The following is a 13,992-nucleotide window of genomic DNA, read 5'->3' as shown; positions in this document are numbered from 1 at the left end:
CTGGCTGACGCCGCTACGCCGTTTGTCCCGGGGCTCTCTGTCAGTAGCCAACCTTACGCTCAGCATCAGACAGAAACGCACGTTGCACGCCGAGCTCGACGAAGTACGGCTTCTCCGCAACAGAATCGCGCACCACGAGCCGATACACGCTCGGAACCTGAGTGACGACATCACTCGCATCTTCGACATCGCTGCCCGGATCGGACCCGAACTGGGAGATCACCTAACGGCAACGTCTCGGGTGCGACACGTCATCACTCACAAACCGAGCCCATGAGGTCAACGAGGTCGGCCAGGCTCAGCGGCCGGTCAGGACGTTGCCGATGCGTGCCAACCGGCTAGGGCCAGCGAGGCCCTTGTTCTCGCGGCGATCTGCTTCGCGGTAGAGCCCGTACATCGCCTTGACCCCGAGCCAGCGGAACGGTTCTGGCTCCCACCGCCGCACCGACCGGTTGACCCACGGCAGCGACGTGAGATCGGTGTCACGACCGAGCGCGAGGTCGGCGAGCGTGCGACCGGCCAGGTGGGTCGTGGTGAGGCCACTGCCGACGTAGCCGCCGGCCCAGCCGAGACCCGTCGACGGATCGAACGAGACACTCGCGCACCAGTCGCGCGGCACGCCCAGCACCCCACACCAGGCGTGGTCGATGCGGGCAGGCCGTACCGCCGGGAACATGCCATGCAGGATCGTGGTCAGCGACTCCACCGTCCAGTCCTGGGTCTGGCCGTCGACGTCGGTACGTGAACCGAACCGGTACGGGATCCCCCGCCCGCCCAAGGCGATCCGGCCGTCCGCGGTGCGCTGCGCGTAGCAGTACGCATTCGCGTTGTCGCCCAACAGCTCGGCGCCCGACCAGCCGATGTCGTCCCACACCGAGTCGGGTAGCGGCTCGGTGACGATCATCGCGGAGTTCATCGGCAGCCACGTACGTCGCTGGCCGCGGATGCTTGCGGTGTAGCCCTCGAGGCACCTCAGGATCCGCGGAGCCCGCACCCGTCCGCGATCCGTCGTCACGACGCCCGGCTCGATGCGCTGTGCACGGGTCCGTTCGAGGATGCGCACCCCACGGCGTTCGACGGCGGCCGCGATCCCGGCGACGAGCTTGGCCGGGTGGACGCGTGCGCAGTGCGGGCTGAACGTCCCGCCCAACGCGCCTGCCACGTGCAGCCGACGGTCGAGCCGTCCGCGGTCAGCTCTTGCTGATGCTCCGCGCCGATCCCCCAGGCGGCGTCAGCGCCGAGCCCTTCCCGCATGCGGATGAGCTGGGCGTTCGACCGCGCCACGTACAGGACGCCGTTCTTGACGATGTCGGCTTCGATCTGCTCGGCCCGACACACTTCGATGACGTCGTCGACGGCCCGCTCCATGGCTCCGACCAGAGCCGTCACACCGTCGCGCCCGTGCGTCGCGCCGTAGCGTTCCTTGCTGCCCGACAGCTCGGCCGACAGCCATCCTCCGTTACGACCCGAGGCACCGAAGCCGGCGAACTCGGCCTCCAGCACCACGATGTCGAGCTGCGGGTCGACAGCCGCCAGGGCATAGGCCGTCCAGAGCCCGCTGAGCCCGCCTCCCACGATGCAGACATCACAGTCGAGGTCACCGTCGAGGGACGCCCGTGGCATCGGCACGCCGACCTGGTGCCACCAGAACGAGACGCCGCCGTTGATCACGGTTTCATGCTGCCACCACAACGGCGCAACAGCACTGCGACACCAGAGAGCGGGGAGGGCCCCGTAGGACCCTCCCCGCTCTACCCGCTGCTTACTTGACCTTCACCGCCTTCGTCCCGGTCGAGCTGCCGGAGTAGTTGGCGCTGCCGGAGTAGACCGCCTTGACCCAGACGGTCGTCTTCTTGTTCGCGACCTTGACTCCCGTGCTGACGACGCCCTTGGCGGCTGCCGAGAGCGACACGGTCTTCTTCAGGACGTAGCCGCCCTTGCCGGTCCTGACGTAGATCTTGACCGAGCCGGTCGGGAACGTCCCGGCCGTCCCGCCCTTGACGGTCGTCTTGACGGTCAACGTCTTGCCCTTCTTGACCGACGACTTCGACGTGACCGTCGCAGCCGTGGCCTTCTTGGTGATCTTCAGCTGCGCCGAGGCGACGCCGCTCGGATCGACCTTGTCGGTGCCGTTGAAGACGGCACTGACGTCGTGGCTGCCAGCTGCCAGACCTGCCGGGATCGTGAACGTCGCCACGTCACCTGAGCCCAACGGGAGGTCGAGCGACTTACCGGCGTAGGTCACGGTGACCGTCCCGCCGTCGCCGTTGGCGACTGCAACCGATCCCTTGACCGCCGACCCGTAGACCGCGGAGTCCGTGGCCAGCAGCATCGCGATTCCAGACTTGCCCTTCGTCAGGGTCAGACCGACGACGTTGGACTCCGACTTCTGGGCCGTCGCCGTCTTGGCGAAGGTCGCGGTGATCGCATGCTCGCCGGCCTTGAAGCCGTCGACCGCCAGGGTCGCGACGCCGTCTGCAACGGTGCCGGTGCCCAGCGACGTGGTGCCGTCGAAGAACTCGACGGTTCCCTCCGTGTCGATGCCTGCCACCTGCGCGGTGAGCGTGACTGCCTCGTTGATCTCCGGGATAGCCGGCGACATCGACAACGTCGTCGCCGTGGAGTGGAGCACCTCGACAGATCCCGTGGACGTGAAGCGCGTTCCCGCACCGACCGCCGAGAGCTCGGTGACGCCGAGCGCCGCATCGGTGGGAACCGGAGCGGTCACCGTGACCTTGCCAGCGCCATCGGCGATGCCGGTAGCCAGTGCCGTCCCCCCGATCGAGAAGGCCACGGACTCGCCGACCCGGTAGCCCGTCGCCGTGGCTGGACGCTGTCGCCGGGCGCCGCGATCTCCTGTCCGACCGTCACCTTGCCGGTCGTCTTCGATGCCGCGAGCTCAGCACACGCGTCGCCCTGGACACCGGGTGCCGGAAGGGCCGCAGCCGATCCGGTCACACCGTCGTCCTCGACGACGACCAGGCTGCCCAGAGCCTTCTTGCCCTGCACCGCGCCGCTCACGTTGATGATCGAGCTGGTGATCGCCGTGCTCGCCGTCGTGCTGGCCAGTGTGTCGCCGTTGACCTGCGCAGTCACGACCTTGCACGTCTCACCCGGCGCGAACGACACCTTCTCCATCGTGATGCCGCCGCGACTCGTGGTCGAACCCAGCACCGAGACATAACCCGTGACGGGCTTGGTCGACGGCGCATCGAGGTACACCGCGATGTCGGCCGAGCCTGGTGCATTGCCCTCGGCGACGGTCGGGACGGCCAGGTCGACGGTCCGCTCGTTCTTGACGACCGGGGTTCCGACGCTCGAGCTCTCGAATGCCAGGTCCGACAGGAACACCGAGCCGGTCGTCGTTGCGTCCGCGCCGGTCGCTGCACCGAATCGCACCTCACGGATGTCCGCCAGGTTGAGTCCGGCGTCGGCGAGCGTCGACGTCGCGATGTTGACCTGCTGCAGCACGATCTTCTTCAGTCGAAAGCTCGGTGGGCGATGTCGATGCCGGCATCCGGCTGACTGCCAGCGAGTTGAGCGCCGAGACCGGCGACGAGTAGGTCACGCCACTGCCGTCGACGACTGTGATCTTCACGTCCGTTCCGGTGAGAACCGACTCGTCGGCGGCCATCTTGACCGACAGGCGGTCGTATCCGATTGCCTTGCGAGCAGCGGCCGGAACCGTGACTCGCACCTCGCTGGGCGTCTGGGTCGTGGTGCCGGTCGACAGCGCGGTCCACGACAGCTTCGTCATGGGTGTCGCTGGAACGTTGCCACCGTTGGTCGCGGGAGTCCAGTGCGGTGTCGCGCTGGTTCCTATGGCCGTCGAGCAGGTCGGCAGCTGCGTCGGGAGCGTACGCCCCCAGGCGCTGGCACACAGTGTGGCTGTCGCAGCGCCCTGCGTGCGGATCAGCGAGCTGGTCGACTCAAACGTCGCGATCGTCGCGCGTTCGGAGGCCGGAGCCGTCGACACGCTGCGGATGTCCTCACCGTTCAGGACGGCCGGGACCGCGCCCGACCCGTCGAACATCGGCAGGAACTGCTTCTCGTCACCCATCGTGAGACGGAACCAGCCAGCCATGTAGGCCGTGCCCATGTCGTACTGCTCCTGGGCCGTCATGCGGATGTTGGTGGCCGACCGCGGGCCGCAGACTGCGTCGGTCGAGGTCGCGCCCCAGTCATCGCTGACGACATAGGGGTAGACGCCGGGCGTCCAGACCGTGTTGTAGAAGTTGTGGTTGGCGCCCATCGCCCACACGGCACTGCGCAACGAGTTGTCGTCGAAGGCGTAGCGCGTGTCGTCGAGCATGTGCTGGCCCTGCTGGTTGGAGACGTCGCCGTCGCAGTAGGGCAGGACGACGTTCATCGCGACGTTCGGCACCGTCATGCGGTTGAAGTCGACCGGCGCGAGGGGCAGGATCGTCTTGATCCCCCAGGGCTTGTCGAGCGCCTGGTTGAGGGTGGCCGCCGAGGTGACGCCCTCACCGCCGCGCGAGTGGCCCATCATGCCGACGTTCGTCAGGTCGAAGCGGCCGACGAAATCTGCGGCGCTCAGTCCTTCGGTGCCGACGGTCAGTCCCGGCAGCGGGCCCTGGTCGGCGAGCGCGTCGGCCAGCGTGACGTCCTTGTCCTTCTGCGTGTCACGGTAGCTGACCGGCTCACCCTTGCTCGCCTTGTCGAGCATCGTCAGGGTGTCGAGCAGCAGCTGGCCGCGGGCCTGGGCGCCGCGGTCGAGAGCGAGCTCGTTGTCATTGGAGTTGACCGCATTGGCCGCGATCGACACGACCGCGTAGCCGTGGCTGGCCAGCGCGCGAGCCGTGCCGTCATAGCCGGCGAAGCTCGGGATGTTGACCTGGTTGGGGCCGCACGGCCAGCGCAACGGGTTGGACACTCCGCCGCTGCCAGCCGGCGACGTGCAGGACGTGTGACGACCGTGCAGCAGGAGCACGGTCGGGCGAGCCCCACCGGTCTTGGGCAGGTAGACCTTGCCCTGCAGCTCACCGCGGACGCCGCCGATCCCGGCCAGCGGGATCGCCTGGGCGCCAAAGTTGTAGACCGCCTCGGTGAAGGCGTAGGAGCCGGTCGAGGCGGGGTTCTCGTCGAGAGGTTCGGGGTCTGCACTCGCTGCCGGGACCGCTGACGACTTCTGCGCGACGCCACCGCTCGGCTTGCTGAACCAGCCTGCCTCGGCGCTGTCCGCATCGACGACGTCCGGGTCGGTCGTGAAGACAGACAGGCTCTTGCCGTCCGCTGCTTCGGTCGCGAGACCGATCGAGAACGCCGTCGACCTCGATCGTCGGCGCGTCCGAGACGATCGGAAGCTTCTTGTCGAGATCGACCGTGACGAGGTAGCCGCCGGGCGCCTGGGTCACTTCCCAGCCGGATCCTGAGGCGAGATCGTCATCGGCCGCTATCGCCATGGAGGGCAGGCAGGCCAGCGGGATGGATACGAGTGCGGCGGCCAGTCCGGTCCGCCACCCGTGTCGTCGTTCTGAGATCACACAGACTCCTTTGATGAGGTCCTCAGAGTCCGACACACGGGTTTCAAATCGTTTCAAAATGCGTTTCACAACGATTTCGCCGCGGCCCATCACGTTAAATCTCAGCGCCCCGCAGGTGCCCTTTCGTGTGCTATCCGCGCGCGGGCTCCATCGTCATCACCAGCCGTAGGACACAATGTGGCCATGTCCGTGCGCACTCCTGATCCCAATCCCGGCTGGCTTCCCGACTTCGCACTCGACGAGACGCGGGCGCGGGTCCCGATCTTGTACGTCGAGGCCGTTCCCGTCCGGATCAACCCCTTGGGTCAGGTCGACTCGATCGGCGTGCTGCTACGGGGATCGTCGACGACCGGAGTCATCAGTCGCACTCTCGTGTCGGGGCGCGTCCTGCACGGCGAGTCGGTGCGCGAGGCGCTGCTGCGCAACCTCGAGAAGGATCTCGGCCCGACCGCATTCCCCAGCTCCCGGCGTCCACGGTGCCGTTCTCCGTCGCGGAGTACTTCCCGCTGCCCGGTGTCACGGCACTGCACGATCCACGCCAGCACGCCGTCGCGCTGGCGTACGTCGTACCCGTGACCGGCGACTGCAAGCCTCGCCAGGACGCCCTCGAGCTGACCTGGCTCACCCCCACCGAGGCCGCTGACCCCGAGGTGCTGAACGACATGGAGGGCGGACGAGGCTCCCTGCTGAAGGAAGCCCTGGCCCACATGGGCGTCCTGACCCAGTAGCACCTGCTCGCACCTGAGGCGGTGACTGAGCGACCTGTTCCTGCGCGTGACAGGTCGCTCAGTCACCGCCTCGACGCTGTCCGCCGATGCCCTGTGCTTCCGGCCGACCTACAGGAGTAGTCTGAATCCTGAGACGATTCGTATCAGGATGTGGGCAGATGGCAGTCGCGACGACAACCCCGAACCGCTGGATCATGCTCGCCGTCTCGATGATCGGCCAGTCCGCCAGCAGCATGTACGTCAACGCGACACCGTTCCTGATCCCGTACCTCCACCTCGAGCAGGGACTCAGCCTCGTCGAGGCCGGACTCGTCGCCTCGTCGGCCACGGTCGGCATGATGCTGACGATGTACGCCTGGGGCGCGATCGTCGACCGCATCGGCGAACGGACCTCGATGTCGGTCGGGCTGGCGATCCTGGCCACCGGCGCCACGGCCGCGGCCTTCAGCACGTCATTCATCTGGCTGGCGATCTTCCTGTTCATCGGCGGCATGGGCGGTGCCAGCACCAACTCCGCCAGCGGCCGGGTCGTGATCGGCTGGTTCCCGCCCGACCGGCGCGGCACCGCGATGGGCATCCGGCAGACCGCCCAGCCGGTCGGCGTGGGACTGGCTGCGCTGCTGATCCCCAACCTCGTCGACGCCTTCGACCTGCGCACAGCCGTCTTGTCGATCGCCGTCATCTGCGGGCTGACAGCCTTGCTCACCGCGGTCCTGATCGTCGACCCTCCGCGGCCGACCCGCGCCGAGGCCGCCGACCTCGGCCAGCTCGACAACCCCTACCGGCGCGATGACCGGCTCTGGCGCATCCACCTCGCATCGATGCTGCTCGTCGTCCCCCAGTTCACGGTCTGGACGTTCACCCTGGTCTGGCTCATCGACGAGAAGGGCTGGTCGACGCTGGCCGCCAGCATCCTGGTCGCCGCCACCCAGGTGCTTGGCTCGCTCGGTCGCATCGCTGCCGGCACGTGGTCCGACCGGGCCGGCAGCCGGTTGCGACCCATGCGCAGCGTCGCCGCCGTAGCTGCCGTCACGTTGGTCGCGCTCGGCGTCTTCGAGAGCACTCCTCTGGCGATTGGCATCATCGTGATGGCCTCGGTCGTGACCGTCGCAGACAACGGCCTGGCCTTCACCTCGGTCGCCGAGATCAGCGGCCCCTACTGGTCAGGTCGCGCACTGGGAGCCCAGAACACCGGTCAGTACCTCGCAGCCGCGGCGTCCCCGCCCGTCATCGGAGCCCTCATCACCGGCACCGGCTACGGCTGGGCGTTCGGCCTGGTCGCAGTGTTCCCCCTGATCGCGATCCCGCTGGTTCCGGTCAAGGGCGAGACCCCCAGCACCTAGGGTCAACGCCATGAACGACTTCTACCCCTCGGAGCCGGGCGAAGGCACATTCGTGCCGAGCACCAATCAACAGGCGTTCGCGGCGTACGAAGAGGCGTGGGTCCAGCGCGACGCCACCGGCAGCACGTCATCTGATCTGCTGGTCGCCGCTCTGAGAGGACGCAACGTCCCGGCTGGCTCTTATGCCGCAGGCACCCGGTTGCACCGCGCCCTGTTCGAGTCGTGGGACAAGGGACGCCGTCCCCCTCGGATGCACGGCGTGATCCTGAAGTACCGCTTCGGGAGGCTCCGGGACGGCCTGAAGGACGATTTGCCCGAACGGCTGGGAGCTGCCCCCGGGCCTCCGCCCGGCCAGCAAGTGGAGCCTGCGGGACGAGAAAAAGCTGCCGTTCCGGCCGACGGGGCTCTTCACGGCCCGCGTCGGCGCCTGGTTCGACCTGGCCGACGAAGACGAGGACGACGACCCGGTGAGAGCCATTCCGGTCTGGCTCGACACCATGGCCCTTCCGGAGCACACTCCCGTCATGGTCGGTCGCGAGCTGGCCGGGCACACCGACCTGCCGACCTGGGTGCACCAGCAGGTCTACGGTGCGACCAAGCGAGGACGTCGAGTCGTGGTCACCGGCGACCTGTGGGTCAAGCGTCGCAAGGACGGCAGCTACCGGATCAAGAAGGTTCACGCCGAGCTGCCCAAGCGAAAGACTTCGAAGACCGTCGGCATGTGAGACACGGTTCACCCCGCCTGCTTTGGCAAGCCTTACTCAGTGAACCGCACAACCACCGGATAATGTCAGGCCTAACTGTCAGGGTCGTATCACAGGAAATGGGGCCTCCATGCAGGTCGTCGCGATCGTCGTATCGCTTGTCGTCACGCTCGTTGCACTGCCGCTCATCGTCAAGGCAGTCCTCGAGATGCTGCAGGTCATCCGTACGGGCAAGCCCGCCATCGGACGCACCGACAACCCGGCCAAGCGCACCACGAACATGCTCATCGAGACGTTTGGGCACACCCGGATGCTCCAGTGGCACTGGGTCGGCATCCTGCACTGGTTCGCGTTCGCGGCGTTCATCGTGCTCAGCACCGCTGTCGCGCAGGCCTTCTTCCAGCTGTTCAAGGCTGACTTCACCTGGCCGATCATCGGTCAGTTCTTCCTGTATGAGTGGATCGGCGAAGTCCTGGGCCTGCTGGGCGCGCTTGCGATCCTCCCGCTGATCATCTACCGACAGGTCAAGCACCGCGCCGTCTCGAGCGCAAGAGCCGCTTCTTCGGCTCACGCATGGGCCAGGCGTACTTCGTCGAGGCCATGGTGTTCCTCGAGAGCATCGCGATCCTGTTCATCCGCGGCGCTGAGTACAACCTGGCGAAGGCGCACGGCGGCGAGCACGCCGAGCACGCGACTGCCTTCCACTTCCCGATCTCGCAGTACTTCGGCAACCTGTTCCCGACCGGTCCCGACTCGATCGACACGCTCGAGAACATCATCTACTTCATCGCGATGGTCAAGGTCGTCTCTGCGATGATCTGGCTCGTCGTGATCGCCCTGAACCTGACGATGGGCGTCGCCTGGCACCGCTTCCTCGCCTGGCCCAACATCTGGTTCAAGCGCAACAGCAGCGGCAAGACGGCCCTCGGCGGCCTGCAGCCGATCTACGTCAAGGGCAAGCCGCTCGACCTCGAAGACATGGAAGACCTCGACGAGGAAGACTTCGCCCAGCTCGGCGTCGGCAAGGTCGAGGACTTCACCTGGAAGGGCATCCTCGACTTCTCGACCTGCACCGAGTGCGGACGTTGTCAGAGCCAGTGCCCCGCCTGGGCGACCGACAAGCCGCTGTCACCCAAGCTCCTTGTCATGGGCCTGCGCGAGCACGCCTATGCCAAGGCCCCGTTGCTCGCCCTCTCCGAGGAGGAGCAGGAGAAGCTGACCGACGAGCAGAAGCAGGAGCTCGAGCGTCCGCTGATCGGTGACGAGTCGATGTACGGCGTCATCGACCCCGACGTCCTCTGGTCGTGCACCAACTGCGGCGCCTGCGTCCAGCAGTGCCCCGTCGACATCGAGCACGTCGACCACATCGACGACATGCGTCGCTTCCAGGTGCTCGTCGAGTCCAACTTCCCCGCCGAGCTCAACAACATCTTCAAGGGCCTTGAGCGCAAGGGCAATCCGTGGGGCATGGCGCCCAAGGACCGCATGGACTGGGCCAAGGGCCTCGACTTCGAGGTCAAGCAGGTCGGCAAGGACATCGAAGATCTCGACGAGGTCGAGTGGCTGTTCTGGGTCGGCTGCGCCGGCGCCTACGAAGATCGCGCCAAGAAGACGACCCAGGCCGTCGCCGAGCTGCTCGACATGGCCGGCGTCTCGTTCGCCGTGCTCGGAGACGGCGAGACCTGCACCGGCGACTCGGCTCGTCGGGCCGGCAACGAGATCGTGTTCCAGCAGCTCGCGATGCAGAACGCCGAGGTCTTCAAGGAGACCAAGGTCAAGAAGGTCGTGTCGACCTGTGCGCACTGCTTCAACACCCTCAAGAACGAGTACGCCGAGTTCGGTGTCGAGCTGGAGGTCGTGCACCACACGCAGCTGCTGAACCGCCTCGTGCGCGAGGGCAAGCTGACCCCGGTCGCACCTGACGCGTCGGCTCCCGCCGTCGAGAAGAAGAAGATCACGTATCACGATCCCTGCTTCCTCGGCCGCCACAACCAGGTCTACGAAGCACCGCGTGAGCTGCTCAGCATCATCCCGGGCACCGAGCTCACCGAGATGCCCCGCAACACCGAGAAGTCGTTCTGCTGTGGCGCCGGTGGTGCCCGCATGTGGATGGAAGAGACCATCGGCTCGCGCATCAACGTCAACCGCACCGAAGAGGCCATCGCGACCGGCGCTGAGCAGATCGCGGTCGGTTGCCCGTTCTGCCGGGTCATGCTGTCGGACGGCCTGACGCTCAAGCAGTCGCAGGGCGAGGCCCGCGAAGAGGTCGAGATCATCGACGTCGCTCAGATGCTGCTCGCTGGCGTCAAGCGCGCTCCGGCCCCGGCTGTCGTCGAGGCGGAGCCTGATGCGGCCGACGAGGCCAACCCCGCGTCGATCAGCGACCCGGCTGCAGTTGGTGCTGCGGCTCAGGCGAGCGAGCCCGCCGCGGAGGAGCCTGCCCCGCCGGCCGACGACCAGACCGTCGCCGCCGAGCACAACGTGCCGGTCGACGAGTCGGGTACGGCCGACGAGAGCGCATCGGAGGCAGCCCCCGCGGCTCCGGTCGTCCCGGCCAGCGAGAAGGAAGATGCGGCGTGGGCCAACGTCGGTGCGGTCAACACCGATCTGGTGCCCGACGAGACCGCGACGCCTGAGCCCGATCCGGAGCCCGAACCGGCCCCGGCTGAGGACCCGGCTGAGGCTCCGGCCGAAGCACCTGTCGAAGAGGCTGAGGCTCCGGCCCCCGCCGAGAAGGTCGAAGCTCCCGCCGAGGTCGTCGCGGTCGAGGACGCTGAGTCGACGGCCGACCCGGTCAGCGATGACGTCGTCGAGCCAGCGATGCCAACCCCAGCGGCGAGGAGCTGACGGCGGCAGCGACCGAGGCTGTCCCCGACGTCGACCACCACAACCAGGCGACCGATGACGACGCCGTGGAGGAATGGGTCGAAGAGGGCGGCACCCAGAAGCCGACCGACGACGAGACCAAGCCCTGAGGGCTACTCCTTGGGAGAATCTCTCCAGCTGAAAGGGCGGACCTTCGGGTCCGCCCTTTTTGCCATTTCTACCCGGCATATGACGCTAGATTGGTCCTGCTCGGGGGAGTTTATTTTTCTGTCGTCCCCCGAAAGCAGATCACTCGTGTCACGTTTCCCAGGAACTCCCACATGGGCGCGCGTCAGCGCGATCGCCCTGGCCGTCCCGGCCCTTCTCACCTTCGTCCCCGGATCCGCGCAGGCGACGAGCGTCGGCGAAGCCCCCGGCGCCATCCGCGCCATCGGCTGGGGAGACACTCTGGTCCCTCAGGACAAGACTTTCAGCCAGGTCTCAGAGGGCTACTGGTCTGGTATCGGTCTGACTCCAGAAGGAAAGATCGAGTCCTGGGGCAGCACGTTCCAAGGGTCGCTCGACATTCCAAGCAGTCTCGCCTCGAAGGTCGTCACGAAGATCTCTCAGGGCTATAACCATGGTCTGGCCCAGACTGATGATGGCGAGCTCACGACCTGGGGCTACTACCTCGACGGCGGGCAGGCACCAGCCGCGATCCCTCAAGAGGTCGCCGACGCTGACATCGTCGACTTCGCCGCCGGCTTCAACAGCGATATCGCGCTGACGTCCGATGGCGAGGTCCTGGCCTGGGGCAACAACGCCTACAACGGCTTGAACATCCCGTCCACCCTCGACGACAAGACGGTCACCCAGGTCTCCAATGGCGCGTTCGGCCCAGCCGTGCTGACCTCTGACGGCAAGATCACGACCTGGGGCTACCTGATGGCGACCCCGAGCGAGTACGACGACGAGAACTTCGTCGCGCTGGAGTCAGGCGGGTCCTCCGTGCTGGCCGTCAACGACGAGGGAAAGCTCTTCGTGTGGGGAAGCTACGGCATCGGCGCCCAGCCGATCCCGTCAGCCCTCGACGACAAGACCATCACGGCCTTCTCGACCCAGGGCGACTGGGCCATCGCATCGACACAGGACGGTCAGATCATTACCTGGGGCTCGGCCGACAGAGGCCAGACGCAGCTGCCCAGCTCGCTGACCGGCAAGAAGATCGTCGACCTGCAGGCCACCCGCTACGGCGCTCTGGCCACGTACGCGGCGCTGGCTCCTGAGGAACAGCCGTCCATCAACGGGACACCGTCATTCGGCGACTCAGTCACTGTCGAGCCCGGAACCTACTCGGCCACCCCCGACTCCTACACCTACCAGTGGAACGCGAACGGCACCCCCATCGACGGAGCAACCGGAACGTCCTACTCGCCGACCGCCGACAACGTCGGTCAGACGCTGACCGTCACCGAGACGGCCCACAAGACCGGCTGGGCCAGCGCATCGTCAACCTCTGAGGCATCCAGCGCGGTCTCCGGCGCACTGACATCCGAAGGACAGCCGTGGATCAACGGGACACCGTCATTCGGCGACTCAGTCACTGTCGAGCCCGGAACCTACTCGGCCACCCCAGATTCGTACGACTACCAGTGGAACGCGAACGGCACCCCCATCGACGGAGCAACCGGAACGTCGTACTCGCCGACCGCCGCCACGGTCGGCAAGACCCTGACGGTGACCGAGACGGCACACCGCGACGGCTGGGCCAGCGGATCATCCACCTCTGAGGCATCCAGCCCCGTCGCACCCGCCTACTTCGGCATCAGCCCTTCAACGAAGTTCTCCGGTGCCGTCCGGGTCGGCAAGACCGTGACGGTGCGAGTCACCGGTTCTGAGCCGACCGCCGACCGCTACAGCTACCAGTGGACTCGCAACGGTGCGAGCATCAGTGGCGCCCGCGGCACGTCGTACAAGCCGACGAAGGCCGACCTCGGTCGCACGCTCGGCGTCAGGGTGACGGCGATCAAGGCCGGCTACACGCCGATCGACAGCCGGCCTGTCGCCGGACGTGTCGAGGTGGGCGCAGCCAAGCTCAAGGTCTCGGTGTCGTCGAAGGTCAAGCGCGGAAAGAAGCTGACTGTCAAGGTCTCTGGCCTGGCGCCGCGCGAGCGCTACACGATCAAGATGTTCGGCTTCACCTTCGCCAGCGGCAAGGCCGACGCGAAGGGTCGGATCAACCGCAAGCTGAAGATCCAGTCCAGCGCAGTACCCAGCCGGCAGACGGTCAAGGTCATCGGATCGTTCACCGACCGGGTGGGATCGGATCGGACCAAGATCACCAAGAAGTAGCGGAGATGCGAAAAGTCCGGTCGGGGAGGGAGCCACGGACCGGACTTTTTGCTTCTCCGAGGACAAGCGTCGCAACCGAGCGGGAGGGAGTGAGCCCGGTTCGATAGGGACAACGACGGTCCTTCGTGGAAGTCACGGGGGATACTGAAAATGTGTCTTTACGTCGATGCCCCTGCTTGAGCGGCCTGCCCTACGACAGCTGCTGCGGACGACTGCACTCCGGTGCAGCGTCCGCGCAGACTGCCGAACAGCTCATGCGGTCGCGCTTCAGCGCCTTCGCGGTGGGCGACCCGGAGTACCTGGTGAAGACCTGGCACCCCCGAACCCGCCCAGAAAGCCTCGAGCTCGAAGTCGACCAACGCTGGTACCGGCTCGACATCATCTCGACCCAGGCCGGCGGCCCTTTCGACAGTGCCGGTGTCGTCGAGTTCGAGGCGTTCTACCGTTCGCCGGCGGGCGCTGGCAGCCAGCACGAGGTCAGCCGGTTCGTCCGTGAAGCCGGCACCTGGCTGTACTACGACGGGGTCAGCCAGCCCTGACAGCCCAGCTTCTGGCT

At 66.7% G+C, this 13,992-nt stretch carries 12 protein-coding genes and 2 pseudogenes; 7 read left to right on the top strand and 7 right to left on the bottom strand.

From position 1 onward, the window contains the following. Positions 1–40 precede the first annotated feature (40 nt). From ACHMWU_RS28640 to ACHMWU_RS28610, 7 genes and pseudogenes are all read right to left on the bottom strand, one after another. Positions 41–223 (bottom strand): hypothetical protein, encoded by a 183-nt coding sequence (locus ACHMWU_RS28640; RefSeq protein WP_396048877.1) that lies wholly within the window; start codon positions 221–223, stop codon positions 41–43. A 75-nt stretch (positions 224–298) separates the two neighbouring features. Continuing rightward, positions 299–1,162, bottom strand: a complete 864-nt coding sequence (locus ACHMWU_RS28635; RefSeq protein ID WP_396048876.1) for an NAD(P)/FAD-dependent oxidoreductase — start codon at positions 1,160–1,162, stop codon at positions 299–301. 104 nt (positions 1,163–1,266) lie between these two features. Further along, a pseudogene (locus ACHMWU_RS28630) lies at positions 1,267–1,623 on the bottom strand (NAD(P)/FAD-dependent oxidoreductase); the annotation flags it as partial. 139 nt (positions 1,624–1,762) lie between these two features. Beyond that, positions 1,763–2,794, bottom strand: coding sequence for an Ig-like domain repeat protein (locus ACHMWU_RS28625; protein WP_396048875.1), 1,032 nt, complete (start codon positions 2,792–2,794; stop codon positions 1,763–1,765). Further along, positions 2,725–3,471 (bottom strand): hypothetical protein, encoded by a 747-nt coding sequence (locus ACHMWU_RS28620; protein ID WP_396048873.1) that lies wholly within the window; start codon positions 3,469–3,471, stop codon positions 2,725–2,727. The genes ACHMWU_RS28625 and ACHMWU_RS28620 overlap by 70 nt, the downstream gene beginning before the upstream one ends. After that, positions 3,401–4,951, bottom strand: a complete 1,551-nt coding sequence (locus tag ACHMWU_RS28615) for a hypothetical protein (RefSeq protein WP_396048872.1) — start codon at positions 4,949–4,951, stop codon at positions 3,401–3,403. Before ACHMWU_RS28615 ends, ACHMWU_RS28620 begins: the two co-directional genes overlap by 71 nt. A gap of 49 nt (positions 4,952–5,000) precedes the next feature. Then, positions 5,001–5,423, bottom strand: a complete 423-nt coding sequence (locus tag ACHMWU_RS28610) for a hypothetical protein (protein WP_396048871.1) — start codon at positions 5,421–5,423, stop codon at positions 5,001–5,003. A gap of 264 nt (positions 5,424–5,687) precedes the next feature. Between ACHMWU_RS28610 and ACHMWU_RS28605 the strand changes: the two are divergent. The 7 genes and pseudogenes from ACHMWU_RS28605 to ACHMWU_RS28575 all read left to right on the top strand — a co-directional run bounded on the left by ACHMWU_RS28605 (position 5,688) and on the right by ACHMWU_RS28575 (position 13,975). After that, positions 5,688–6,232 (top strand): annotated as a pseudogene (locus tag ACHMWU_RS28605) (NUDIX hydrolase family protein). 158 nt (positions 6,233–6,390) lie between these two features. Continuing rightward, entirely contained in the window at positions 6,391–7,575 is a 1,185-nt protein-coding gene (locus ACHMWU_RS28600) for an MFS transporter (protein ID WP_396048870.1), read from the top strand. A 467-nt stretch (positions 7,576–8,042) separates the two neighbouring features. Beyond that, entirely contained in the window at positions 8,043–8,300 is a 258-nt protein-coding gene (locus ACHMWU_RS28595) for a hypothetical protein (protein ID WP_396048869.1), read from the top strand. A gap of 109 nt (positions 8,301–8,409) precedes the next feature. Next, positions 8,410–9,096 carry a hypothetical protein gene (locus ACHMWU_RS28590; RefSeq protein ID WP_396048867.1) on the top strand — a complete coding sequence of 229 codons (687 nt, stop codon included), beginning with the start codon at positions 8,410–8,412 and terminating at the stop codon, positions 9,094–9,096. After that, entirely contained in the window at positions 9,072–11,126 is a 2,055-nt protein-coding gene (locus ACHMWU_RS28585) for a (Fe-S)-binding protein (protein ID WP_396049267.1), read from the top strand. Before ACHMWU_RS28590 ends, ACHMWU_RS28585 begins: the two co-directional genes overlap by 25 nt. A 273-nt stretch (positions 11,127–11,399) precedes the next feature. Beyond that, a complete protein-coding gene (locus ACHMWU_RS28580; protein WP_396048866.1) occupies positions 11,400–13,436 on the top strand; it encodes a hypothetical protein in 2,037 nt (678 codons plus the stop codon). A gap of 176 nt (positions 13,437–13,612) precedes the next feature. After that, positions 13,613–13,975: a YchJ family protein gene (locus tag ACHMWU_RS28575; protein WP_396048865.1), complete on the top strand. Its 363-nt coding sequence runs from the start codon at positions 13,613–13,615 to the stop codon at positions 13,973–13,975. Positions 13,976–13,992 lie beyond the last annotated feature (17 nt).

The sequence above is a fragment of the Aeromicrobium sp. UC242_57 genome (assembly GCF_044452305.1).
Classification (GTDB): domain Bacteria; phylum Actinomycetota; class Actinomycetes; order Propionibacteriales; family Nocardioidaceae; genus Aeromicrobium.
The sequence above is the reverse complement of the archived record's forward strand: the minus strand, read 5'-3'. Positions and strand labels throughout refer to the sequence as shown.

Bases quoted from the DNA above. Each gene is read 5' to 3' on its own strand.
- ACHMWU_RS28610 (WP_396048871.1), bottom strand. From the start codon at position 5,423: ATGGCGATAGCGGCCGATGACGATCTCGCCTCAGGATCCGGCTGGGAA.
- ACHMWU_RS28600 (WP_396048870.1), top strand. From the start codon at position 6,391: ATGGCAGTCGCGACGACAACCCCGAACCGCTGGATCATGCTCGCCGTC.
- ACHMWU_RS28590 (WP_396048867.1), top strand. From the start codon at position 8,410: ATGCAGGTCGTCGCGATCGTCGTATCGCTTGTCGTCACGCTCGTTGCA.
- ACHMWU_RS28585 (WP_396049267.1), top strand. From the start codon at position 9,072: ATGGTCAAGGTCGTCTCTGCGATGATCTGGCTCGTCGTGATCGCCCTG.